Annotated in this window: 21 protein-coding genes; 10 read left to right on the forward strand and 11 right to left on the reverse strand. The window is 66.5% G+C overall.

The window, feature by feature from the left end; translation table 11 throughout:
* Positions 1 to 41 precede the first annotated feature (41 nt).
* The 8 genes from A3A5_RS0126340 to A3A5_RS0126375 form a co-directional block, all read right to left on the reverse strand.
* Entirely contained in the window at positions 42 to 1,370 is a 1,329-nt protein-coding gene (locus tag A3A5_RS0126340) for an MFS transporter (protein WP_018313466.1), read from the reverse strand.
* A 120-nt stretch (positions 1,371 to 1,490) separates the two neighbouring features.
* Complete coding sequence (locus tag A3A5_RS0126345; RefSeq protein ID WP_018313467.1) at positions 1,491 to 2,468, reverse strand: tripartite tricarboxylate transporter substrate binding protein; 978 nt, start codon at positions 2,466 to 2,468, stop codon at positions 1,491 to 1,493.
* A gap of 57 nt (positions 2,469 to 2,525) precedes the next feature.
* The gene (locus A3A5_RS0126350; protein WP_018313468.1) at positions 2,526 to 3,506 is read right to left on the reverse strand and encodes a tripartite tricarboxylate transporter substrate binding protein; all 981 of its coding nucleotides are present in this window, start codon (positions 3,504 to 3,506) and stop codon (positions 2,526 to 2,528) included.
* Between the two features lie 73 nt (positions 3,507 to 3,579).
* Complete coding sequence (locus A3A5_RS0126355; protein WP_026201152.1) at positions 3,580 to 7,137, reverse strand: indolepyruvate ferredoxin oxidoreductase family protein; 3,558 nt, start codon at positions 7,135 to 7,137, stop codon at positions 3,580 to 3,582.
* 89 nt (positions 7,138 to 7,226) lie between these two features.
* Complete coding sequence (locus tag A3A5_RS0126360) at positions 7,227 to 8,273, reverse strand: Ldh family oxidoreductase (protein WP_018313470.1); 1,047 nt, start codon at positions 8,271 to 8,273, stop codon at positions 7,227 to 7,229.
* Positions 8,270 to 8,974: a GntR family transcriptional regulator gene (locus tag A3A5_RS0126365; protein WP_018313471.1), complete on the reverse strand. Its 705-nt coding sequence runs from the start codon at positions 8,972 to 8,974 to the stop codon at positions 8,270 to 8,272. The genes A3A5_RS0126360 and A3A5_RS0126365 overlap by 4 nt, the downstream gene beginning before the upstream one ends.
* Before the next feature lie 6 nt (positions 8,975 to 8,980).
* Positions 8,981 to 10,135 carry a UxaA family hydrolase gene (locus tag A3A5_RS0126370; RefSeq protein WP_018313472.1) on the reverse strand — a complete coding sequence of 385 codons (1,155 nt, stop codon included), beginning with the start codon at positions 10,133 to 10,135 and terminating at the stop codon, positions 8,981 to 8,983.
* Positions 10,136 to 10,140: 5 nt separating this feature from the next.
* A complete protein-coding gene (locus A3A5_RS0126375; RefSeq protein ID WP_018313473.1) occupies positions 10,141 to 10,431 on the reverse strand; it encodes a UxaA family hydrolase in 291 nt (96 codons plus the stop codon).
* Positions 10,432 to 10,635: 204 nt separating this feature from the next.
* Here A3A5_RS0126375 and A3A5_RS0126380 point away from each other — a divergent pair, with 204 nt between their 5' ends.
* The 10 genes from A3A5_RS0126380 to A3A5_RS0126425 all read left to right on the forward strand — a co-directional run bounded on the left by A3A5_RS0126380 (position 10,636) and on the right by A3A5_RS0126425 (position 19,475).
* Positions 10,636 to 11,097, forward strand: a complete 462-nt coding sequence (locus A3A5_RS0126380) for a hypothetical protein (RefSeq protein WP_018313474.1) — start codon at positions 10,636 to 10,638, stop codon at positions 11,095 to 11,097.
* The gene (locus A3A5_RS0126385; protein ID WP_018313475.1) at positions 11,087 to 11,452 is read left to right on the forward strand and encodes a hypothetical protein; all 366 of its coding nucleotides are present in this window, start codon (positions 11,087 to 11,089) and stop codon (positions 11,450 to 11,452) included. Before A3A5_RS0126380 ends, A3A5_RS0126385 begins: the two co-directional genes overlap by 11 nt.
* Before the next feature lie 78 nt (positions 11,453 to 11,530).
* Positions 11,531 to 12,502 (forward strand): zinc-binding dehydrogenase, encoded by a 972-nt coding sequence (locus tag A3A5_RS0126390; protein WP_026201153.1) that lies wholly within the window; start codon positions 11,531 to 11,533, stop codon positions 12,500 to 12,502.
* A 26-nt stretch (positions 12,503 to 12,528) separates the two neighbouring features.
* A complete protein-coding gene (locus A3A5_RS0126395) occupies positions 12,529 to 13,323 on the forward strand; it encodes a TauD/TfdA family dioxygenase (RefSeq protein WP_018313477.1) in 795 nt (264 codons plus the stop codon).
* 103 nt (positions 13,324 to 13,426) lie between these two features.
* Positions 13,427 to 14,545, forward strand: coding sequence for a Re/Si-specific NAD(P)(+) transhydrogenase subunit alpha (locus tag A3A5_RS0126400; RefSeq protein ID WP_018313478.1), 1,119 nt, complete (start codon positions 13,427 to 13,429; stop codon positions 14,543 to 14,545).
* Positions 14,546 to 14,555: 10 nt separating this feature from the next.
* Positions 14,556 to 14,912 (forward strand): NAD(P) transhydrogenase subunit alpha, encoded by a 357-nt coding sequence (locus A3A5_RS0126405; protein WP_018313479.1) that lies wholly within the window; start codon positions 14,556 to 14,558, stop codon positions 14,910 to 14,912.
* The gene (locus tag A3A5_RS0126410; protein ID WP_018313480.1) at positions 14,909 to 16,378 is read left to right on the forward strand and encodes an NAD(P)(+) transhydrogenase (Re/Si-specific) subunit beta; all 1,470 of its coding nucleotides are present in this window, start codon (positions 14,909 to 14,911) and stop codon (positions 16,376 to 16,378) included. Before A3A5_RS0126405 ends, A3A5_RS0126410 begins: the two co-directional genes overlap by 4 nt.
* A 43-nt stretch (positions 16,379 to 16,421) precedes the next feature.
* A complete protein-coding gene (locus A3A5_RS0126415) occupies positions 16,422 to 17,213 on the forward strand; it encodes an SDR family NAD(P)-dependent oxidoreductase (protein ID WP_018313481.1) in 792 nt (263 codons plus the stop codon).
* An 11-nt stretch (positions 17,214 to 17,224) separates the two neighbouring features.
* On the forward strand, positions 17,225 to 18,421 hold the full coding sequence (locus A3A5_RS0126420; protein WP_018313482.1) for an acyl-CoA dehydrogenase family protein: 1,197 nt from the start codon (positions 17,225 to 17,227) through the stop codon (positions 18,419 to 18,421).
* Complete coding sequence (locus A3A5_RS0126425) at positions 18,414 to 19,475, forward strand: phosphotransferase (RefSeq protein ID WP_018313483.1); 1,062 nt, start codon at positions 18,414 to 18,416, stop codon at positions 19,473 to 19,475. The genes A3A5_RS0126420 and A3A5_RS0126425 overlap by 8 nt, the downstream gene beginning before the upstream one ends.
* A 458-nt stretch (positions 19,476 to 19,933) precedes the next feature.
* Here A3A5_RS0126425 and A3A5_RS42205 read toward each other — a convergent pair whose 3' ends face one another.
* The 3 genes from A3A5_RS42205 to A3A5_RS0126435 all read right to left on the reverse strand — a co-directional run bounded on the left by A3A5_RS42205 (position 19,934) and on the right by A3A5_RS0126435 (position 23,016).
* Positions 19,934 to 20,215, reverse strand: coding sequence for a porin (locus A3A5_RS42205; RefSeq protein ID WP_081623993.1), 282 nt, complete (start codon positions 20,213 to 20,215; stop codon positions 19,934 to 19,936).
* Between the two features lie 279 nt (positions 20,216 to 20,494).
* Positions 20,495 to 21,664: an MFS transporter gene (locus A3A5_RS0126430; RefSeq protein ID WP_018313484.1), complete on the reverse strand. Its 1,170-nt coding sequence runs from the start codon at positions 21,662 to 21,664 to the stop codon at positions 20,495 to 20,497.
* On the reverse strand, positions 21,661 to 23,016 hold the full coding sequence (locus tag A3A5_RS0126435; RefSeq protein ID WP_018313485.1) for an MFS transporter: 1,356 nt from the start codon (positions 23,014 to 23,016) through the stop codon (positions 21,661 to 21,663). The genes A3A5_RS0126430 and A3A5_RS0126435 overlap by 4 nt, the downstream gene beginning before the upstream one ends.
* Positions 23,017 to 23,036: the final 20 nt, after the last annotated feature.

Raw genomic sequence — 23,036 nt, forward strand, 5'->3', positions numbered from 1 at the left:
ACGTGACCAATGGTCCGGGAGAAACTTCGGGGATATGGCCGCTAGGACAGCCTTCGGCCAAGCGTCTCCGGCACCATCTTCAGCCCGAGCAGCGAAACCAGACCGCAGCCCATCAGGTAGAACGCCGGTGCATTGGGGCTGCCGGTCAGGTGGATCAGTACGGTCGAGAACAGCTGGGCGAAGCCGCCGAACACCGCGATGGCCATGTAGTACGTCACGGCCATGCCGGTGGCGCGCAGGCGCTGTGGCAGCACCTCGCTGACGAGCACCAGCGTGGCGGGCGAGGTCATCGCCATCGGGATCGCCAGGCAGCCGACCACCACCAGCAGGCAGGTCAGGGACGGGAAGGCATTGATCACGACGAAGGCCGGGTATGCCATGACCAGCAGTGCCAGGCGCGACCACCACACGATGGTGCGGCGCCCGAACCGGTCGCTCATCCGGCCGGCGATGGGGCCGAAGATCACCATCATGCCCGCCGCGACAAAGCCGGCCCAGACCGCGTCGCCGCGCGGGATGTTGAGCTGGAAGGTGGCGTAGTTGGGCAGGTAGTAGGCGATCAGGTGCACGGCGGCGGCCAGGCCGGTCATCAGCAGCACGCTGGCCACCAGTTCGCGCCAGTGCTGGCGCATCAGTTGCCAGCCGCCGGCAGCGGCCTTCTTGCGCGCGGGCGGCTCCAGCGTTTCTTCCAGGCGGCGGCGAATGACCTGGCCGACCGGGATCACCAGGATCCCGATCAGGAAGGCCACGCGCCAGCCCCAGTGCTCCAGGGCAGCCGGGCTCAGGGAATGGCTGAGCGTAAGGGCCACCAGTGCGGCAAAGACGGCGGCGATGCCCTGGCTGGCGGTCTGCCAGCTCGTGTAGAAGCCACGCGAACGTTCGTCCGCGTACTCCATCAGCATGGCGGTGGCCGAACCCATCTCGCCGCCGATCGCGAAGCCCTGCACCAGCCGGGCCAGGATCATCAGGACCGGGGCGAGAATGCCGATCTGCGCATAAGGCGGCGTCACCACCAGGATCAGCGCGCTGAACGCCATCAGCCACATCGACAGCAGCACCGCCGGCTTGCGGCCGCGGCGGTCGGCATAGGCGCCGATCACCAGCCCGCCGAGCGGGCGCATCAGGTAGCCCGCGCCGAACGTGCCGAAGGACAGCAGCAGCTGGCCAAACGGATTGCCCACGGGAAAGTAGAGCGGAATGATCAGCGTGGCGAAGAAGTTGTAGACGCCGGAGTCATACAGCTCCAGCGCGCCGCCGATGGTGATGGCCGTAATGGCCGACGCCTTCGACATGGGTTTCTTCTGGTCCGCGTCCTGGCTGGATACCGGCAGGTTCGTCGGTGCGGCCATGGTGGTGGGGTCGAGGGGCATTGCGAGTCTCCTGGCGCGGCAGTCCGGTGAGCCATGTGTGGCTGCCGCTTTTCTACATCTGAAATCTGAATTCGACGGGGCCTCATGCGGCACCGTGCACGTGTCCGTGTTCCAGCTCGCCTATTCGGCCTGGAGTCCCGCGCGCGTGACGGCGAGCGGCCATACTTTCTGTTCAGCCTCGATAAGGCTGGCGAATGCCTGCGGCGTACTGCCAACCGGCTCGAAGCCCTGGCTTGTCAGCCGCTGGCGTACCGCCGGCTTGCCTACCGCGCTCGTCAGCGCCTGGCTCAGCCTGGCAATGACCTGCGGCGGCGTGCCCGCGGGCGCGACCAGGCCGTACCATTCAGTGGTATCGATGCCCGCCACGCCGGCTTCGGCAAGCGTCGGTACGTCCGGCAACTGCGGCAGCCGGTGCTTGCTGACCACCGCGAGCGCCTTGATCTGCCCGGAACGGAGCAGCGGCTCCGCCACCGGCAGGCCCGGGAACATGAGTTGCACATGGCCGCCGACCACGTCGGCCAGCGCCGGTGGGGCGCCTTTGTAGGGCGCGTGCACGATGTCCACGCCGGCCTGCCGCTTGAACGATTCGCCAATCAGGTGAAGCTGCGTGCCCGGACCCGAAGAGGCGTAGCTGTAGTGCCCTGGCCGGGCTTTGGCCTTCGCCACCAGATCCTGTACCGAACTGGCCACGGCCGGATTGACCACCATGACGTAGTTCAGGCTGACGAGCTGGCCGATCGGCGTGAACTCGCGCGACAGGTCCACTGTGGCACCGCCGGACAGGCTGCGGTTGATGATCATCGGAGTGGTCGCCACCAGCAGGGTGTATCCGTCCGGAGCCGCCTTCGCTGCCGCGGCCGCGCCAATGTTGCCGGCCGCGCCGGGGCGGTTTTCCACCACTACGGGCTGGCCCAGGCCGACGGTGAGCTGCTCGGCCACCACGCGCGTGGCCATGTCTACGCTTCCACCTGCGGGCCAGGGCACAATGAGCCGCACAGCGTGATTCGGGTAGGTACCCTGTGCCCAGGCCCCCGTCATCATGGCCGCCAGCCCGATCGCGCCAAGCATCTTCTGCTTGCTTTGCGTCTGGGATTTCACAACCTGTCTCCTTTGCTGCTTGATTGCGCCCCGCCGGGCTGGCGGGGCGGCCATGCGTCATTCCAGCCGGAATCCCGTCTGCTTGATGGCCAGCGCCCATTTCTTCTGCTCGGCTGCCATGAAGGTCGCGAACCGGTCGGGCGAGCTGCTGCTGGCCGGCTCATACCCCTTGCTGGCCAGCTGCTGGCGCACGCCGGGCGCATTGAGCGCCTTCTCGATCTCCTTGCCCAGCAGCGCAACGATGTCCTTCGGCGTGCCGGCCGGGGCTACCAGTCCGTACCATTCGCTCGCCTCGATGCCGGGGAAGCCGGCCTCAGCCATGGTCGGAATCTCCGGGAACAAGGGCAGGCGCTCCTTGCTTGCCACCGCAATGCCCTTGAGCTGGCCGCCCTTCACGAACGGCATCACCGCCGGCACGCCGTGGAACATCATGTGGATATGGCCGCCGACCATGTCGGTGAGCGCCTGCGGGCCGCCCTTGTAAGGGGCATGGACGATATCGACGCGGGCCATGTCCTTGAAGACCTCGCTGACCACGTTCTGCTGCGTACCCGGGCCTACCGATGCGTAGCTGAGCTTGCCGGGCTCGGCCTTGGCACGAGCGACGAGTTCTTTGACCGTGCCGGCGACGGAGGGATTGACCACCAGCATGTAAGGTGAGCTCGCCATCAACCCGAGCGGCGCGAAGTCCTTGCCCAGGTCAAACGGCAGGTTTTTCTGCAGGCTCGCATTGATGGCCATCGGCGCGCTGGCGACCAGAAGCGTGTAGCCATCGGGAGTGGCCTTGGACGCCGCGCCGGCGCCGATATTGCCGGTCGCGCCGGGACGGTTGTCGACCACGAACTGCTGGCCCAGGCTGGCGGTCAGCTTCTCGGCCACGGTCCGGGTGACGGTGTCGACACCACCGCCTGCCGGCCAGGGCACGATGATGCGGACCGGGTGGTTCGGGTAGCCGCCCTGGGCCAGGGCGCTAGCGGCACAGGCGGCAAGCGCAATCGCGCCCAGGGTACGGCCGGCACGGTGCAGTCCGGATTTCATGACTTGTCTCCTCATTGTTGTCTGGTGGTCCCCGCGCCGCCGTGCAACGGGCCCTCTCTTACGCCAGTCTGGTTCAGGCGGCCACGGTCGGCTGGATCTTCTCGTTGCGGGCGTCGTTGCTTTTCCACTGCACAATCAGGCGTTCCCAGCGCGCGCCGGTGGCGGCGAGGTTGCGTGCCTTGACGTGCCCGTAGCCACGGATGTCCATCGGCAGCCGCGCGATCTCCAGCGCCAGGTCCAGGGTCTGCGCGGACAACTTCGGCAGCAGCGCTTCGACGCAGTCGCGGTACTTCGCGATCAGCGCGCGCTCTTCGCGGCGCTCGGCGGTGTAGCCGAACGGATCGAGCGCGGTGCCGCGCAGGCCCTTGAAGCGGGCCAGCACCGCGAACGCCTTGCGCACCCAGGGACCATAGGCAGCCTTGACCGGTACGCCGTCCTGATTCTTCTTGGCGAACAGCGGCGGCGCCAGGTGGTGCACCAGGCGGAAGTCGCCTTCGAACATCGACTCGATCTGCTTGCGGAACGCGGCGTCGGTGTGCAAGCGCGCCACCTCGTACTCGTCCTTGTAGGCCATCAGCTTGAACAGCGAGCGCGCCACGGCTTCGGTGAGGCGCGTGCTGCCCGTGACCGACTCGGCGACTCTGACGCGCTCGACGAAGCTCGCGTACTGCGCGGCGTAGGCGCGGTTCTGGTAGCCGGTCAGGAACTCGACATGCCGGGCGTGCAGGTCGTCCAGCGACGGCTTGCGCACGAACTGGACCACCTGTGCATTGGCGGCGCTCACCGGCACGCGCGACATGTCGTGCGCGCACATCCGGCCCCATTCAAACGCGGCCTTATTGCTATCGATCTGGACGCCGTTGAGCTCGATGGCGCGCATGATCGCGGCATGCGACAGCGGCACGCGGCCCTTTTGCCACGCGTAGCCGAGCATCATCAGGTTCGCGTAGATCGACTGGCCCATCACCTGCTTCGCCACCTGCTCGGCATTGAAGCTGCCGAGCTGGCCGTTGCCGACGGCCTGCGCGATACGGCCCACGGCTTCCTCGGTCTGCGGGTTCCAGTCCGGGTTGCGGACAAAGGCGGCGGTCGGGGTCACATGGCTGTTGAGCACGACATAAGTACGCTGCGGCGACATGGCGGCAATCGTTGCCTTGCTGGCTGCCACCACCGTGTCGCACGCGATCACGAGATCCGCCATGGCCATGTCGACGCGGCTGGCATGCAGCGCATCTGGGCTCGCGGCGATCTGGATGTGGCTCCAGGTGGAACCGCCCATTTGCGCCATGCCGGTGGCGTCCTGCGTGATGACGCCCTTGCCTTCGAGATGCGCGGCCATGCCCAGCACGCCGCCGATGGTCACGATGCCGGTGCCGCCGATGCCGGCCACGACAATGCGGGCCGCTTCCGGCAGCGCGGGCAGCGGGATGTCGGTCGGCACCGGCTGGGTCTTGCCGCCCGTCGACGGCTTCCTGAGCGCGCCGCCCTCAACGGTGACGAAGCTCGGGCAGAAGCCCTTGGTGCACGAGAAATCCTTGTTGCAGGTGTCCTGGTTCACCTTGCGCTTGCGGCCGAATTCGGTCTCCACCGGTTGCACGGCCAGGCAGTTGCTCTCCACCGAGCAGTCGCCGCAGCCTTCGCACACCAGCTCGTTGATGACCACGCGCTTGTCAGGATCGGCCATGGTGCCGCGCTTGCGCTCGCGGCGCTTCTTGGTGGCGCAGGCCTGGTCGTAGATGATCACGGTCACGCCGGACACCTCGCGCAGCTCGCGCTGCACGGTATCGAGCTCGTCGCGATGGCGCACGGTGACGCCCGCCGCCAGGTTGGCGACGCCCTTGTACTTTTCCGGCTCGTCGGTGACCACCACGATCTGCCTGGCGCCTTCGGCGGCCAGTTCGCGCGACATGGCCGGGACGTCGAGCTGCCCGTCAACCGGCTGGCCGCCGGTCATGGCCACGGCGCTGTTGAACAGGATCTTGTAGGTCATGTTCACGCCGGCGTGGATCGACTGGCGCACCGCAAGCAGGCCGGAATGGTTGTACGTGCCGTCGCCCAGGTTGGCGAACATGTGCGTGCGCTTGCTGAACGCCGACTGGCCCATCCAGTGCACGCCTTCACCGCCCATCTGCGACCACGACGTGGTCGAGCGGTCCATCCACACCACCATGCCGTGGCAGCCGATGCCGGCCGTCGCGACGGAACCTTCCGGCACTTTTGTGCTGGTGTTGTGCGGGCAGCCCGGGCAGAACCAGGGCAGGCGGTCGGTGCCGCGCGAATCGCCCTGCGCGGTGGCGCGTTCCTTGGCCTCGATCTCCTTCAGGCGCACGTCCATGCGCGCGGCCACGTCCGCGGGCACGCCCAGTGCCTTGAGACGCTGCGCGATGGCCTTGGCCACCAGTGCCGGCGACAGGTCGGCCTTGGCGCGCAGCAGCCAGTCTTCGGCCGGCCGCGCGTGGCTCCATTCGCCGCCCACGCCTTCGGTGTGGTGGTACTTGCCGAACACGGCCGGGCGGGCCTGCTCGGGATAGTGGTACAGCTCGTCCTTAAGCTGCTGCTCGATGAGCGGGCGCTTTTCCTCCACCACCAGCACTTCGCGCAGGCCATGCGCGAACTCGCGCACGCTGAGCGATTCCAGCGGCCACACCACGCTGACCTTGTGGACCCGGATGCCGAGCGCGCGGCAGGCGGCGTCATCGAGCCCGAGGTCGAGCAGCGCCTGGCGCGTATCGCTGTAGGCCTTGCCGCTGGCGATGATGCCGAACCGGTCGTTCGGGCCTTCGACCACGTTGCGGTTCAGGCGGTTGGCGCGCACATAGGCGAGTGCCGCGGGCCACTTGAACTCCATCATGCGCGCCTCGGCCGCCAGCGGGTCGTCCGGCCAGCGGATATGCAGGCCGCCCTCGGGCATGCCGAAGTCTTCCGGCAGCAGGATACTGACGCGGTCCGAATCTGTGATGACCGATGAGCCCGATTCCACCACCTCCTGCACGGTCTTCATGCCGGCCCACAGGCCACTGAAGCGGCTCATGGCGAAGGCGTGCACGCCCAGGTCCAGGATGTCCTGCACATTCGACGGGAAGAACACCGGCAGGCCGCAGGCGATGAAGGTGTGGTCGCTCTGGTGCGCCAGCGTGCTGCTCTTGGACACGTGGTCGTCGCCGGCCAGCGCGATCACGCCGCCAAGGCTCGACGTACCCGCCAGGTTGGCGTGCTTGAGTGCATCGCCGCTGCGGTCGACGCCGGGGCCCTTGCCATACCAGATGCCGAACACGCCGTCGTACTTCTTGCTGTCCGCATCGAAGTCCAGTTGCTGCGATCCCCACACCGCCGTGACGCCAAGCTCTTCGTTGACGCCGGGCTTGAACACGACGTGGTTGTCGGCGAGGTATTTCTTCGCCTGCCACATGGCCTGGTCATAGTTGCCGAGCGGCGAGCCGCGGTAGCCGGAAATGAATGCCGCGGTGTTGTGGCCAGCCATGGCGTCGCGCCGGCGTTGCAGCAGCGGCAGGCGCACCAGCGCCTGCACGCCGCTCATGTAGGCACGTCCGGATTCGAGCGCGTACTTGTCGTCGATCGAAACGGCTTCCATGGCCTGCCGGGCCGCGTCGGGGAGAATTGGAGCGTTCATGGGGCGGATTCAGCCTGTGTGTTTGTGGGGTAGGGGGACGGCCAGCGTCTGCCGGTAGCCCGGATATCTGCAATGTCTGTGCGGTGGGGTCAGGCCGAAAGCGGGATTGGAAGCGGGATGCCCAGTTGCTGGCCCAGTGCGCCCAGTTCACGGGTGATGGCATCGGGCAGCGCGATGCCGTGTTCGCGCCCTTCGCGTTCCAGCGTGTCGCCGCGGTGGCCGGGAAGCCTTGCATCCCCGCCGCCGGCAGCCAGGTAGTTGCCAGTCCACTGCACCATGTAGTCGGCGAAGACGCCCTGGCCGGAAAAGGCCTCGGGCTTGACCAGCCAGACAAAGCCTCCCTGGCGGCCGACTGCGCCGCCGCTGCCGACGTGGTTGCGCTCCGGCGTGAGCGACTGGGCCGTGGCGGCCAGCGCACCTGCCAGGCACTCCACCATCATGGCGATGCCAATGCCCTTGTGGCCGCCCGTGGGCAGCAGCGAGCCGGCAAGCGCGCGTTGCGCATCGGTGGTCGGATGGCCGTCGGCGTCGAGTGCCCAGCCTTCGGGAATGGATTTGCCCTCACGAGCGGAAAGCAGAATGTGACCGCGTGCGGCCACGCTGCAGGCCACGTCGAACACGATCGGTGCATGGCCCGGCAGAGGGCAGCCGAAGGCGATGGGATTGTGGCCGATGGCAGGGCCGGAGAAGCCTTCCATGCCGAGCACCGGCGGCGTGCGCTGTCCGACCATGCAGAACGCGCCTGCCTCCGCCGCCAGCAGGGCATGGATGCCGAGCGCGCCGAGGTGGCCGCACGACCGCACCGCGACCAGCACCGATGCGCTCGATCCCAGCGCCTCCAGGCCAAGCCGCACTGCATGCGGCCCGGCGACCTGGCCCATGGCGCCGTCGGCGTCCAGCACGATGCCGCCGGCGAAGGCGCGGTGCGACATCGTCGCGCGCGGATTGAAGTCACCGGCGCGCAGGCGGTCGACGTAGGACGGCACGCGCGTCATGCCATGCGTCTTGTAGCCGCGCAACTCGCTGCGCACGAGCGCTGTGGCAGCCTCGACGGCATGCTCGGGCGCCACGCCGCACGATTCGAATACGGCCGACGTCCATTGCTCCAGGCTGTGCACATTGCATCGGGTCGTCATGAAGATTTCTCCCGCACGATCATCAGCCGCTCGGAGAACGGCGCGGCGTAGACCGACTGGTAGTAGAGCGGCTGGTCGCGCAGCGTGTAGCCGCGCATTTCCATGATGAAGGCCGGCGCCTCGGGATCGAGTGCGAGTTCGCGCGCGGCCGTTGCCGGCGGCGGGCCGAAGCGGATCCACTGGTCCACGCGCAGCGTCGGCAGCGACAGGCGCTGGCCGATCAGTTCGCGCAGATTCTTCTCCAGCGCCTCGCGGTCCAGGCCGCCCAGTTGCGCAAAATCTTCCTCACGCAGCCAGAATTCGCTGTAAAGGTCGAAGCGCCCGCCGACGTTGATCACGCGCTCGATGCGCACGTAGCCGTCACCGGCAAGGAACTCCGACCAGGGGCCCTTGCGCTTGATGCGCTTGACCGAGCGCGCGTGCACATACGATGGCAGTTCGTTGCCGCCTTCGTCGCGAAAGCGCAGGTAACGGACATCGGCCGGCGCCACGCGCGTGCCGGATACGAACGTGCCGCGGCCTTGTTCGCGTGTGATCAGTCCCGAGTGCGTCAGCCGGATCAGCGCTTTCTGAATGGTGCCGACGCTTACGCCATGCATGGCGGCCAGCTCGCCTTCCGACGGCAGGCGGTCGCCCTCGCGCAGGTCACCAGATTCGATGGAGCGGATGATCGCGTCGGAGACGCTGTTCAGTTTGGTCATGGTTGCTCAGAGGCTCTGTGCGAATCGACTGATGGCGGTCTCCCGGACATCGAGCACCTCGCTGGTCAGCTGCGTGCCCGATGCGATATCCATCGCATAGGCATACAACTGCTCGCCGAGGTCGGAGATCTTTTCTCCGTGCTGCAGGACGCCGCTGACGTCGAAATCAATGTTGTCGGCCATAGTCTGCAGAGTATTGACGTTGCCGCACACCTTGACGGTCGGTGCCACCATGCTGCCGATCGGGTTGCCTACCCCCGTGCCGAAGAAGGTGAGTTGGCATCCGCCAGCAGCAAGCGCTGTCAGATTTTCCACTGCCGCGGCCGGTGCGTCCATGAAATGCAGGCCCGGCTTGCACGGTGCCTCGCCGTAGCGCAACACGCCAACCAGCGGCGTGCTGCCAGCCTTGGCCATGGCGCCCAGCGCCTTTTCCTCGACTGTAGTGAGACCGCCACGCTTGTTGTCGGGGGAAGGCTGGTCTTCGCGCATGTCGACGCCGCGCGAGATCGCCAGGTTTTCCATGTTGCGCACTGCGGTGACAAAGGCCTCGCGCACCCGACCGTCGGCGGCGCGTTCGGCGAACAGATGATCGGCGCCGATGAACTCCGAGGTCTCCGAGATGATGACGGTGCCACCTTCGGCGATGACCATGTCCGCCATGCGACCGATGACCGGATTGCAGCTCAGGCCCGAGGTGGTATCCGATCCGCCGCATTCCACACCGATCACCAGCGACGACACGGGGCAGGGCACGCGGCGCGCACGCGACGCGGCCAGCGACAGCCGAGCCGCCTTGCGCGTGCCTTCGGCGATGCAGTCGACGGTGCCGTTGGGCTGCAAGTGGACCCGCTCGACCGGCTTGCCGGTGGCCTGGATGCGGCGCGCCACCTCTTCCGTGGACGACGGCTCCAGCCCTACCAGCAGTACTGCGGCGATATTGGGATTGCGGCCCAGGCCGGCCAGCGATTCGAACGCGAAATCGAGGTCGGCGCCGAACTGCCCGCGCACGAACAGCGTGGTGACCGGGATGCAGCCGCCCACGGTGCGCGCAATGGTGCGCGTGACCGGGTTGCAGTTGTCCATGACCGAGACCACGGCGACCCAGTTGCGCACGCCGACCGCGCCGTTTTCGCGCGGGTATCCGAGAAAGGTGGTTGGCATCTGTCTTAGCCCTTGTGCAGGTCGCCGCGCGCACGCGCCGACTCGATGTTGTGAACGTGCATGTGTTCGCCGGCACGGATCGCTTGGCTGGCGCGGCCGATGATCTGGCCGTACTTGCGGATTTCCTGGCCCGGCGAGGTGTCGGCGACACACACCTTGTGGCCAAACGGAACCTCCTGCAGCAGGACCAGCTTTCCCGTCCGCTCGCCTTCCAGGGCGCAGGCGTCACCGGCATGGCCGGCATCCAGCAGGGTGGCCACATTGTCGGCTGGGTTCAGAACGATGGCTCGAGGCATTGATCAATTCCTGTATAGGTGTTGAGATGCAATGTAGAGAATGGCGCCGCGCCTAGTCAAGAAAAAACAAGCTTCCCCCCGAGAAAACCACTACTCTTACGTATAAGTCCTATATAGAAGTGGTTGACATGGGCACTGCGCGTGTCTATCGTCATGACAACGGCGCCGCTGTTAGCGGCACCGGATCAACAGGAGGAGGCAGGCATGAAGGTGGCATCACACCTGGGGAAGATTGCGAAGCTGCAGGCACTGCGCGAACGCCTCGATCCGCTACAGGATTTCGAACTGTGGTTCTGGGCCGGCATGACGGCGGGAACCCATGCGGTCAATGCAGCACTGCACCAGGCAGGGATCACGCTCGACGACGACATGTTCCCGACGCAGCCCGGGGTTTATCTGGTGCCGCAGCCCGACGGCAACCTGAAGTCGGCATTCCGGCCGCTCGGCGACGTGCTGCATGTCGGCCGTCCCAAAGTGGAAGCGCCGGTGCCCGCGGACATTGCTGCGATGATGGAAGACATGGAGCGGATCGAGCACTACCGCGATCCGTGCCTGCGCGAAGGCCTGGTGCCGACGCAGGTCATTGTGCAGCACTGCGACGCGGCGCTGCAGCGTTGCCTGGGCCTGCTGTCAGAGCGCATGGAAGGAGGCGCACATGGACATTGAAGGACACGTGGCGCTTGCGCGCCGCATCGAGTCGTCCCTGCAGAAATGCGGGGAGGCCGACTACGAGATGACCATCGAGGCCGCGATGCTGGCCGGCACGCACTGGCTGAACGCGCTGCTGCACAAGCTTGATGCCACGCCGCCGCAGCAGGACGTATTTCACAGCTACCTGCTGACCGTCAATGAATTCCGGCGGCTCGCGGTGGCGGCGGAAAAGCCGCTTGCAGCGCTCGCGGCGATCGAGGACAGCCGCGCGCCGTTCGTGCGGGGCTGTCACGCTGGCGGCGAGGCCGCGGCCGAACGCGCGCTGGCGCTGCTTTCGCAGATCCGGGCGGCGGCGCTTGGCGCCATGTGAACCGGCAGCGCGTGAGTCACAGACCGATCAACGCAGACCGATCAAGAGACAACGACAGAGTCAGACAAGGAGCCAACAGTGAAGGCAGTCCGTGTAGTACCAGGCCCCGAGGGCGGCAAGGTTGAGGTGCAGGATATTCCCGTTCCCGTCGCGGGACCGGGCCAGGTGCTGGTCAGGGTGCGTGCGTCAGGCCTGAACCGCGGGGAAATCAACCAGGCGAAGGAGCTGCGTACCGGCAACACCATCACCACCGGCGTCGAGTTCGCCGGAGAGGTCGCCGACATCGGCGAAGGCGTGAACGGCTGGCGCAAGGGCGACCGCGTCATGGGCCACGGCCGCGGCTGCCAGGCCGAATTTGTGGTCGCCGATCCGATGGCGCTGATCGCGGTGCCGGACGGCATGTCGTGGATCGACGCGGCGGCGTTCCCCAATGTATTCATCACCGCGCACGACGCGCTGGTGGTCAATGGGCAGCTCAAGGCTGGCGAGTCGGTGCTGGTCAACGGCGCCTCGGGCGGGGTGGCGATGGCCGCGATCCAGATCGCTTCGCTGATGGGCGCAAAGCCTGTCATGGCGTCTTCGCGTTCGGCGGCCAAGCTGGACAAGATCAGCCAGTTCGGCGTGGACGTCGGCATCGATTCATCGAAGGACGACCAGGTCGACGCGGTCATGGCGGCGACCGGCAATAAGGGCGTCGACATCATCATCGACACGGTCGGGGGCCCGGTCTTCGAAGCCAATATGAAGAGCCTCGCCGTCAAGGGGCGCCTGGTGAACATCGCGCGCCTCGGTTCTGCCACGGCCCAGATCGACCTGTCGACGCTGTGGCTCAAGCGCCTGCAGCTGATCGGCGTGACCTTCCGCACCCGTACCGAGCAGGAGCGGCTGGAGTGCATCCAGTCCTGCGCGCGCGACATGCTGCCCTTCCTGCGCGCCGGCCGCGTACGGTTGCCGATCGACCGCACCTTTGCCATGACCGATATCCACGCGGCACATGAGTACATGAAGCAAGACCAGCACGTCGGCAAGATCGTGCTGCTGGTCGACTGAACCATCCAAAAAAACGAGGAGACATGATGACGATTCAGATCAAGCCGCTGACCGGATCCGTCGGCGCGGCCGTGACCGGCGTAGACCTGAACCAGCCGTTCGATGACGCGGCGTTCGCGATCCTGCATGACGCCTTCCTGAAGCACGGCGTGCTGGTGTTCCGCGGCCAGCACCTGCAGCCCGCCGCGCAGGTAGCGTTCGCCCGGCGCTGGGGCAAGCCCGTGCAGGGCAATCCGCTGCTCAAGGGCCTGACCGAGTTTCCGGAGCTGGCCCAGGTCACCAAGATCCCGAAGGAGACCGCTTCAACCGAAGCCTGGCATTCCGACTCGATCTATACCGAGGTGCCGCCGAAGATCTCCATCCTGTCGGCGGTAACGATCCCGGTTGGCGGCGACACGATGTGGTGCAATCAGTACGCCTCGTACGAGCGGCTGTCGCCCGCGATGCAACGCATGATCGAAGGGCTGCGCGCGCGCTTCACGGGCGCCCGCCTGGCAAAGATGACGGGCTCGGACAAAGTGCCTTCGGCCGTGCACCCGATCGTGCGCACGCACCCCGAGACCGGACGCAAGGCGCTCTATGTTGGCCACCCGGACACGGCGCAGTGCATTGAAGGCATGACCGAGGCGGAAAGCCGTCCGCTGCTCGACTTCCTGTACGAGCACTCGGTCACCCCGGACAACGTCTACCGCCACATGTGGCAGGAGGGCGATGTGCTGATGTGGGACAACCGCTGCACCATGCACTACGCCGTCCATGACTACGGCAATGCCGAGCGCGTGCTCAACCGCGTGACGCTCGAAGGCGAAGTGCCCCGCTGAGCGGCACCACCTTACCGGTACCGCCTCGGCCGCTGTTGGCCGGTGGCGCTGCCCCGCGCATCGCGACCCGCACGGCACGGCGCGGTTCACAGGAGAGTGAAGCATGCAGATAGGAATCCCGACTGAGATCCGGGCGGGGGAGGCGCGCGTCGCCGCCACGCCAGAGACGGTCAAGAAGTACGTCGCACAAGGCCATCAGGTCGTGGTGCAGGCGGGTGCCGGCGTACGGGCCAGCCAGCCGGATGCGGCCTATGAGGCCGCCGGCGCACGGATTGGCAGCGCCGCCGATGCGCTCGGCGCGCCACTGGTGCTGAAGGTGCGCGCGCCCGAGATCACCGAGCTGGCGCACATGAAGCCGGGCGCGGTGCTAGTGGGCATGCTCAACCCGTTCGATACCGAGAACAACGCGCGTATGATCGCCGCCGGCATCACCGCGTTTGCGCTTGAAGCTGCGCCGCGCACCACACGTGCACAGAGCATGGACGTGCTGTCCTCGCAGGCCAACATCGCCGGCTACAAGGCCGTGCTGGTCGCTGCTCATCACTACCAGCGCTTCATGCCGATGCTGATGACGGCCGCCGGCACCGTCAAGGCAGCACGCGTGCTGATCCTCGGCGCCGGCGTGGCGGGCCTGCAGGCCATCGCCACGGCCAAGCGCCTCGGCGCGGTGATCGAGGCCTCGGACGTGCGCCCCGCCGTGAAGGAGCAGATCGAATCGCTGGGCGGCAAGTTCCTCGACGTACCGTTCGTCACCGATGAAGAGCGCGAGATTGCGCAGGGCGTGGGCGGCTATGCCCGTCCGATGCCGCCAGACTGGATGAAGCGCCAGGCCGAGCTGGTGCATCAGCGCGCTATCCAGGCCGACATCGTCATCACCACCGCGCTGATCCCGGGCCGCAAGGCGCCGGTGCTGCTGCACGAGGCGACCGTGCAGCAGATGAAGCCCGGTTCGGTGGTGGTCGACCTGGCCGCTGCGCAGGGCGGGAACTGCCCGCTGACGGTGGCCGATGAGGTGGTCGAGCGCCACGGCGTGACCTTCGTGGGCCATACGAATCTCGCCGGCATGGTCGCGGCCGATGCTTCGGCCCTATACGCGCGCAACGTGCTGGACTTCCTTAAGCTGGTCATCGACAAGGAAGGCCAGTTCATGCTGAACCTCGAAGACGACATCGTCGCCGCCTGCCTGATGACGCGGCGCGAAGAAGAGGCCCTGGCCTGTTAAGGAGAGATCGATGGAAATGGTGAACCACACGGTGATCAACCTGATCATCTTCGTCCTGGCCATCTACGTGGGCTACCACGTAGTCTGGACCGTCACGCCCGCCTTGCATACGCCACTGATGGCCGTGACCAATGCGATCTCGGCCATCATCATCGTCGGCGCCATGCTGGCGGCCGGCCTGACCGAAGGCGGCGTCGGCCGCGCGATGGGTACGCTGGCCGTGGCCCTGGCTGCGGTCAATGTGTTCGGCGGCTTCCTGGTCACGCAGCGCATGCTCGAGATGTTCCGCAAGAAGGCGCCCAAGGCGCGGGCCGAGGCGAAGGCGCCGGCGCATGCCGGTGGCGAACTCGTGGAGATGCCGCGATGAATGCCCTGTCCATGAATACGGTGACGCTGTTTTACCTGGGTGCGTCGGCCTGCTTCATCCAGGCCTTGAAGGGCCTCTCGCATCCCGCTTCGGCCCGCAAGGGCAATGCCTTCGGCATGATCGGCATGGCAGTGGCGGCGCTCACCACGGTGGCGCTGATTGCCAAGCTCAAGAACGAGTTCCTCGCGTCCGGCGGCGCCGGCACGGAGATCGGCTTCGGCCTGGCGCTGGTTCTCGCCGGGCTGGTGGTGGGCGGCGGCATTGGTGCCTACGTGGCGAAGAAGGTCGAGATGACCAAGATGCCCGAGCTGGTCGCGGCGATGCACTCGCTGATCGGCCTGGCCGCGGTGTGCATCGCGGTGGCCGCCGTGGCGGAGCCGGCGGCGTTCGGCATTGCACCGGCCGGTTCTCATGAGATTCCGCTGGGCAATCGCGTCGAGCTGTTCATCGGCTGCTTCGTCGGCGCCATCACCTTCTCCGGTTCGGTGATCGCCTTCGGGAAGCTGGCCGGGCGCTACAAGTTCCGCCTGTTCCAGGGCGCACCGGTGGTGTTCGCGGGCCAGCACATGCTGAACCTGGCGCTGGCCATTGCGATGATCGGCTTCGGCGTCGCGTTCTTCATGATGCAGGACTGGCTGCCGTTCCTGGTGATGCTCGCCATTGCCTTTGTGCTGGGCGTGCTGATCATCATCCCGATCGGCGGTGCCGATATGCCGGTGGTGGTGTCGATGCTGAACTCGTACTCGGGCTGGGCCGCGGCGGGCATCGGCTTCTCGCTGAACAACCCGATGCTGATCATTGCCGGCTCGCTGGTGGGTTCCAGCGGTGCGATCCTCTCGTACATCATGTGCAAGGCGATGAACCGTTCGTTCTTCAACGTGATCCTGGGCGGCTTCGGCAGCGAAGCCGCCACCGCTGGCGCAAGCGGCACGCAGGTCCAGCGCAACGTGAAGTCGGGTTCGGCCGATGACGCCTCCTTCCTGATGGGCAATGCCGAGACGGTCATCATCGTGCCGGGCTATGGCCTGGCGGTGGCCCGTGCCCAGCATGCGCTGAAGGAGCTGACCGAGAAGCTGACCGAAAAGGGCGTGACCGTGAAGTACGCGATCCATCCGGTGGCGGGCCGCATGCCGGGCCATATGAATGTGCTGCTGGCCGAGGCCGAGGTGCCATACGACCAGGTCTTCGAGATGGAAGACATCAACAGCGAGTTTGGGCAGGCCGACGTGGTGCTGGTGCTGGGCGCCAACGACGTGGTGAACCCGTCGGCCAAGACCGACCCGAAGTCGCCGATCGCCGGCATGCCGATCCTGGAGGCCTACAAGGCCAAGACCATCATCGTCAACAAGCGCTCGATGGCGGCCGGCTACGCCGGTCTCGACAACGAGTTGTTCTACATGGACAAGACCATGATGGTGTTCGGCGACGCCAAGAAGGTGGTCGAGGACATGGTCAAGGCCGCGTAAGCAGAGCCTCCACGCAGAAAACACAGCACACAGGAGACATGCAATGAAGCAGCACGATGGTCGCGGTCTTGAGCCGTTTGCCGACCTCGAGGACAAGGTGGCGCTGGTGACCGGCGCCTTTGGCGGGCTCGGCCTGCATTTCGCGCAGACCCTGTCGCGCGCGGGCTGCAAGGTGGCATTGGCCGGGCGGCGCGTGGCCGAAGGCGAGGCGCTGCTGGCCGAACTGCGCAGGCAGGGCGGCCAGGGTTGCGTGGTGGCGCTGGACGTGAGGGATCCTGCCTCGGTCGACGCCGCGTTCGAAGCCGTGCAGCGCGAGCTTGGACCGGTGCAGATCGTCGTCAACAGCGCCGGCATCGCCACCACGGGACCGGCCATGGAGGTGGATGAGGCCCAGTGGCAAAGCGTCATCGACACCAACCTGAACGGCGCCTGGCGCGTGGCGCAGCGTGCCGCGCGCATGATGCGTGACGCCGGCACGGGCGGCAGCATCATCAACATCGCGTCGATCCTCGGGCTGCGCGTGGCCCAGCAGGTGCCGGCGTACACGGCCGCCAAGGCCGGCCTGATCCACCTCACGCGCTCGCTTGCGCTGGAATGGGCGCGCCACGGCATCCGTGTCAATGCGCTCGCGCCGGGCTACTTCGAGACCGAGATCAACCGCAGCTTCTTCGAGACCGAAAGCGGACAGGCGCTGGTCCAGCGCATCCCGCAGCGCCGGCTCGGCAAGCCGCGCCAGCTCGACGGCGCGCTGCTGCTGCTGGCCTCCGACGCCTCCGAGTTCATGACCGGCACGGTGCTGCCCGTCGACGGCGGCCATTCCATCAATTCGCTTTGAGGCAAGCCTCCATGTTCACTCCCTGTCCCACCGAGCGCAGCAAGGCCATCGCCGACCGCGTCGAGGCCTTCGTGCGCGCCGTTGTCGCGCCTTATGAGCGCGATTCTCGCAACGCCGGTCACGGCCCGACTGAGGACCTGGTCGGCGAACTGCGTGCCAAGGCCCGCGAAGCCGGCGTCATGACGCCCCACATCCTGCCCGACGGCAGCCACCTGACGCAGCTCGAGACGGCGGCGGTGCTCAAGCGCTCCGCGCTGTCGCCGCTAGGCCCCGTTGCCGTCAATACGATGGCGCCGGACGAAGGGAATATGTATCTGCTCGGCAAGGTCGCCACGCTGGAACAGAAGCAGCGCTTCCTCGACAAGCTCGTGAGCGGCGAGGCGCGCTCGGCCTTCTTCATGACCGAGCCGGCCGAGGAGGGCGGCGCGGGGTCCGATCCGTCGATGCTGCAGACCATTGCGGTGCAGCAGGGCGACCACTGGGTCATCAACGGCCGCAAGATGTTCATCACCGGCGCGGAAGGCGCTTCGGTCGGCATCGTGATGGCGCGCACGGGCGGCGACGACAAGGTCCAGTCGACGATGTTCCTGGTGGACTTGCCGGACCCTGCCATCCGCATCGAACGCGTGCTCGACACCATCGACAATTCGATGCCGGGCGGCCATGCGCTGATCGTCATCGACAATCTGCGCGTACCAGCCAGCCAGGTGCTTGGCGAAGTCAACGAAGGCTTCCGCTATGCGCAGGTGCGACTGTCCCCGGCCCGCCTGTCGCATTGCATGCGCTGGCACGGCTGCGCGACGCGCGCGCACGAGATCGCCACGGCTTACGCGACCCGGCGCAAGGCCTTCGGCAAGCTGCTGATCGACCACGAAGGCGTGGGCTTCATGCTGGCCGAGAACCTGATCGACCTGCAACAGGCCGCGCTGATGATCGACTGGTGCGCCGGCGTGCTCGATGGTGGCGTGCTCGGCACCAACGAAAGCTCCATGGCCAAGGTGGCGGTCTCCGAGGCCGTATACCGCGTCGCGGACCGCTGCGTGCAGGTCATGGGCGGATCGGGCGTATCGCGCGATACGATCGTCGAGCAGGTGTTCCGCGAAGTGCGCGCCTTCCGCATCTATGACGGCCCGACCGAGGTCCACAAGTGGTCGCTGGCGAAGATGATCAAGCGCAAGGCCCTGAGCGGCGAGGCGAGCCATGGCTGAGGCCCATGATTTCGCCGGCACGGTGCCGGTACGCGATCAGCACCGATTCGACCAGGCGGCCCTGGAGCGCTGGATGGCGCAGCACGTCGAGGGCTATGCCGGGCCGCTGACGATCGACCAGTTCAAGGGTGGGCAATCCAACCCCACCTACCGCCTGCGCACGCCGGGGCACAGCTATGTGCTACGGCGCAAGCCGCCCGGCGAACTGCTCAAGGGCGCCCATGCGGTGGAACGGGAAGCCCGCGTGATGGCGGCGCTGGGGCAGGCGGGTTTTCCGGTGCCCCGCATCCACGGGCTCTGTACCGACGATTCGGTGATCGGCAGCTGGTTCTTCGTCATGGACATGGTCGAAGGGCGGATCTTCTGGGATGCCGGCTTTGCGGACGTGCCGCGCGACGACCGCGCTGCGTACATGGATGCGATGAACGCGACACTGGCCAGCCTGCATACGATCAACCCGCAGGCAGTCGGGCTCGGTGACTACGGCAAGGCGGGCGGCTATGTCGCGCGACAAGTGGCGCGCTGGTCCGGTCAGTACCTGAACGACGAGCTGGCGGGCCGGCATCCGGCGATGGACCGGTTGGTCGAGTGGCTGCCGAAGCATCTGCCCGCCACCGACGACGTGGCCATCATCCACGGCGACTTCCGGGCCGACAATCTGATCTTCCATCCCACCGAGCCGCGCGTGCTGACTGTGCTGGACTGGGAGCTGTCAACGCTGGGCGATCCGCTGGCCGACTTTGCCTACCACGGCATGATGTTCCGCATGCCGCCCGATATCCTGGGCGGCATCGCGGGGCGTGACCTGGCGACTGCGGGCTTGCCGGACGAGGCGGCGTACGTCGAGGCCTATTGCCGCCGCACCGGGCGCGACGGCATCGGCAACCTGGACTTCTACATCGCCTTCAACATGTTCCGCTTCGCGGCGATCCTGCACGGCGTCAAGGGCCGTGCTGCACGTGGCACCGCGTCCAGTGCCGAGGCACATGCGATGGGCGAACGCTTCGCGCGCGTGGCGGACCTGGCCTGGGCACAGTCGCAGCGGGTGGGCTGACATTGTCGTAGTCATACTCGACCATCAGGTCCAGCGCGGGGGCATGCCATCCCCTGCATCCCGCCGGGCGCGTTGACAGGCCCGGGCAATAAGGTCCGATAACGAACCCTTGTCGCAGCCCCTCGCGCGTGCGAAGGGCATGACGAATCTGCAGATGCTAAGAGTTTGCTGCGGCGCCTTCCAGGCTACAGCGGTCGTCCGAGCCTTCCTGCCGGCCGGCAAGTGCTCGGCCGTTGCGGAAGTTCGCAGAGACTCGACCGCCGGCTGCGTGCGATCGTCGGCGAACCCACTTGGTGACGTCGCCAATGTGGCAAGACAAGGTGTCAGTCAGCAGGCCAGCCCCTTCACTTTCAGGCCTGCAAAGGCCCTCTGCCAGAGTACGAGCGCTGGCGCGTGCCTGCTCCCCAGACGTGGGAGCGAGGCAGGCAGAGGCAGAAGGAAGGAACTACCTGCGGACTTCAAAAGATGTGCCGCACCCCTACGACGGCTCCTAGGTGATTCTGGCCGGGATTGGCATTTCCGAACGACTTGCCGGAGTCGAAGAAGCCGAGATTCGCGACGCCCTTGTTCTTTGTATAGCCGAGAGAGGTATACGCGTGTGTCCGCTTCGAGAAGGCATAGTCGGCATTGAATGCGAACAGCCAGGGATCACTGCCCGTAGTTCTGAAATCCTGGAAATAGGCGGCACCAGCCAGCGTGATAGCAGGCGTGAGTTGCCAGTTGGCGCCCAGCCAGTACAGGTTGGAGCCCTGGTTGGTGCTGCGCCCGCGACGGACCCGGGTATGACGCCGCCGAGAGCGCCACGCAGCAGGTGATACCGCTTCTTGCCGTCAAGTCTTGCATCTTGGATCCTCCAGTTGGTCTTGAAGCGTGTTCGTTCGGGTTTTGTAAAAAAAGGGGCTTTCCTCGACGCGCCGAACGGCCCGTCGTCTGGTGAATCGGCAAGTGGAAGCCAGCGGCGATCAGCGTCGTGAGCGCTTCAGGGCAAACTGGTTCGATGGCTGGCAGGTGGCAGGCATCTATGGCAGCGATCCGTGACGGTGACGGGGACCGTCTGCGCGGAGCCGTCCTCCGAATGCCATGCCGAGAAGGGGAAGAGTCACGGCGGCGGCGGCAAACAGCCATCGCTCGCCGAGGGTGCCGGCGACGGCCGCAGCGCCGCTCATGCCGAGCGCCTGCCCAAGAAACAGGCTCGCGGCAAACAGCCCGACCGCCGTACCGCGCGATGGCGGGAACACCTCGGTCGCCTGGGTCTGCAAGGTGTTGTGAAGCATGTAGAAGCCGAGTCCGCCGAGAAAGCATCCGGGCACGCTCCATTCCCACCGTGGTCCGACCGCCACGATGGCGAAGGCGGAGCCCAGGAGCGCGCCTCCGAGGGCGGCCAGCGCATCAGAACCCAGACGCCTGATCAGCACGCCGGACAGCGCCACATATGCCAGGCCACCGACGCCATACATCGCCATCACCGCGCCGGCCGTACCGAGGCCGAGCCCGAAGCGGCCGTGCAGATAGGTCGGCACAAAGGCAAATCCCGTCAGGGTGAACAGGCCTTCGATCGCCGTCACTGCGAACACCAGTCTGGCGCGTGGCTGACCCAGCACGCTGCGGAACTGCTCCCCGATTGAACGCCTGGCAATCAGGTCGGAGACCATGCCCGATTCCCGCATCCGCACGGCGAGCGCCGCGACGCCGGAGCCCGCCGCTAGCACCCAGAAGACGCTGCGCCAGTGCAGCCAGTCGGCGATCAGCCCGGACATCCACTGGCCACCGATCATCCCGCCGATGGTCGCGAGGAAGAAGCGGGCAAGCACCTGCTGGCGGTCCCTGACCGGAACCGTATCGCCGATCATCGCCATGCTCATGGGGATGACACCCGCCGCGGCTGCGCCCGAGAGTCCCCGGGCCAGCGCGAGGGCGGGCATGGTCGGGGCCACGGCGGCCATGACATTCGCAACGGCGCAGCCTGCCAGCGCAAGGGTGACGATGTGGAGTTTGCCGAAGCGGTCGCCGAGCGGTCCATATACGAGCTGCATCAGGCCATAGGCCAGCGCGAACGCGGAGATGGACCACGCCGCCATGCCAATGGGTACATTGAAGTCCGACGACAGTGCCGGAAGCAAGGCGTCACAGGCGCGCATGGACGCCATGCTCATGACCGCCGCAATGGCGAGCGTTCCGAACCGCCTCACTCTGCCACCCTTGCCATCGGATAGGCGTGCCGGGGCTTTGCGATGATGAAGACTGACCCTGCCGCGAGCAGCGCCGGCACGGCGAGCAGGCCGAATACATGGCCGAAGCCCCAGCCAAGACCGAGAAGGCCTGCGCCGATGAAGGCGCCGGCCATGCCACCGATCCGCCCGATGCCCTGCATCCACGCCACGCCCGTCGTACGCGCCTCGGTCGGATAGAGGCCTGCGGCATAGGTGGACATCGAGGTCGCCGCGCTCGTGACCAGGGTGCCACAAAGGAAAAGCGAGATGCCGAGGAACTCCGGATGATCGACACCGCGTCCCACCACGATGACGAGCACAGCGGCCAGCAGGTACGCTACGACGATGGTACGGTTGGCATTGAAGCGGTCCATGAGCCAGCCCGCAACAAGGTTGCCGAGCAAGCCGCCAAGGGGAAACAGGGAGGCCAGCAACGCGCCACGCTCCCCGCTGAACCCTGCCTCACGGAACAGCGTCGGCATCCAGTTCGTCATCAGGTAATAGATCACCAGCCCCATGAAGCACGACAGCCAGAGCAGGAACGTGCGCCGCCGGTATCCGGCCGACAGAATGAGTGCAAGAGCAGAAGCCTTTCCCGCCTTGCCTGCCGAAGCCATCGGCGCGACGAACACGCAGTGTTCGAGCGATTGCCGAGGTGCAATGCGCTTCAGGATGCGCGCGATCCGCTCGGGCGCCCCGGCGCGTACCGCCAGGAACTGGGCCGACTCCGGAAGCAGCGCAAGGAGCAGCACGGCGAGTATCAGCGGCGCGATGCCGCCAGCCGTCAACACGCTTCGCCAGCCGAAATGAGGAATCAGCCAGGCCGATGCCGCGCCGCCCGCCACCAGCCCGCCGGAGAAGCCGCAGTACATGGCATTCACCGCAAGGGAACGCAGACGCGACGGCGCGTATTCCGACATCATCGTGATGGTCGTCGGCATGGCCGCACCGAGCCCGAGTCCGGTCAGGAAGCGCAGGACGGTCAATGTGCCGACGGTCTGTGCATGGGCGGCAACGAGTGTCCATCCTCCGAAGCACGTGACAGCTGCCACCAGTACCGTCTTGCGGCCAATGCGATCCGCCACGGGTCCCGCGAAGATCGCGCCCAGGCTCAGGCCAGCCAGTGCTGCGCTCATGACGACACCGAGTTCGCCGCGGCCGATGCCCCACTCGCGCGCCAGCGACGGTGCGATAAAGCCGATTGCCGCCGTGTCATAGCCGTCGGCCGCCACGACGAGGAAGCAGAGGGCGAGGACCAGCCACTGGCAAGGGGAAAAGCGTTCAGCGTCGATGAAGGACTGCACGTCGATCGTGCGGGATGCCTGTTTCATCGTTGTCTCCTGGATGGGCG

Origin of the sequence: Cupriavidus sp. UYPR2.512, assembly GCF_000379565.1 — a bacterium.
Classification (GTDB): domain Bacteria; phylum Pseudomonadota; class Gammaproteobacteria; order Burkholderiales; family Burkholderiaceae; genus Cupriavidus.

Excerpts from the sequence above, each read along its gene's own strand:
- A3A5_RS0126340 (WP_018313466.1), bottom strand. The coding sequence starts at position 1,370 with ATGCCCCTCGACCCCACCACCATGGCCGCACCGACGAACCTGCCGGTA.
- A3A5_RS0126350 (WP_018313468.1), bottom strand. The coding sequence starts at position 3,506 with ATGAAATCCGGACTGCACCGTGCCGGCCGTACCCTGGGCGCGATTGCG.
- A3A5_RS0126355 (WP_026201152.1), bottom strand. The coding sequence starts at position 7,137 with ATGAACGCTCCAATTCTCCCCGACGCGGCCCGGCAGGCCATGGAAGCC.
- A3A5_RS0126360 (WP_018313470.1), bottom strand. The coding sequence starts at position 8,273 with ATGACGACCCGATGCAATGTGCACAGCCTGGAGCAATGGACGTCGGCC.
- A3A5_RS0126365 (WP_018313471.1), bottom strand. The coding sequence starts at position 8,974 with ATGACCAAACTGAACAGCGTCTCCGACGCGATCATCCGCTCCATCGAA.
- A3A5_RS0126370 (WP_018313472.1), bottom strand. The coding sequence starts at position 10,135 with ATGCCAACCACCTTTCTCGGATACCCGCGCGAAAACGGCGCGGTCGGC.
- A3A5_RS0126375 (WP_018313473.1), bottom strand. The coding sequence starts at position 10,431 with ATGCCTCGAGCCATCGTTCTGAACCCAGCCGACAATGTGGCCACCCTG.
- A3A5_RS0126380 (WP_018313474.1), top strand. The coding sequence starts at position 10,636 with ATGAAGGTGGCATCACACCTGGGGAAGATTGCGAAGCTGCAGGCACTG.
- A3A5_RS0126385 (WP_018313475.1), top strand. The coding sequence starts at position 11,087 with ATGGACATTGAAGGACACGTGGCGCTTGCGCGCCGCATCGAGTCGTCC.
- A3A5_RS0126395 (WP_018313477.1), top strand. The coding sequence starts at position 12,529 with ATGACGATTCAGATCAAGCCGCTGACCGGATCCGTCGGCGCGGCCGTG.
- A3A5_RS0126400 (WP_018313478.1), top strand. The coding sequence starts at position 13,427 with ATGCAGATAGGAATCCCGACTGAGATCCGGGCGGGGGAGGCGCGCGTC.
- A3A5_RS0126405 (WP_018313479.1), top strand. The coding sequence starts at position 14,556 with ATGGAAATGGTGAACCACACGGTGATCAACCTGATCATCTTCGTCCTG.
- A3A5_RS0126410 (WP_018313480.1), top strand. The coding sequence starts at position 14,909 with ATGAATGCCCTGTCCATGAATACGGTGACGCTGTTTTACCTGGGTGCG.
- A3A5_RS0126415 (WP_018313481.1), top strand. The coding sequence starts at position 16,422 with ATGAAGCAGCACGATGGTCGCGGTCTTGAGCCGTTTGCCGACCTCGAG.
- A3A5_RS0126420 (WP_018313482.1), top strand. The coding sequence starts at position 17,225 with ATGTTCACTCCCTGTCCCACCGAGCGCAGCAAGGCCATCGCCGACCGC.
- A3A5_RS0126425 (WP_018313483.1), top strand. The coding sequence starts at position 18,414 with ATGGCTGAGGCCCATGATTTCGCCGGCACGGTGCCGGTACGCGATCAG.
- A3A5_RS0126435 (WP_018313485.1), bottom strand. The coding sequence starts at position 23,016 with ATGAAACAGGCATCCCGCACGATCGACGTGCAGTCCTTCATCGACGCT.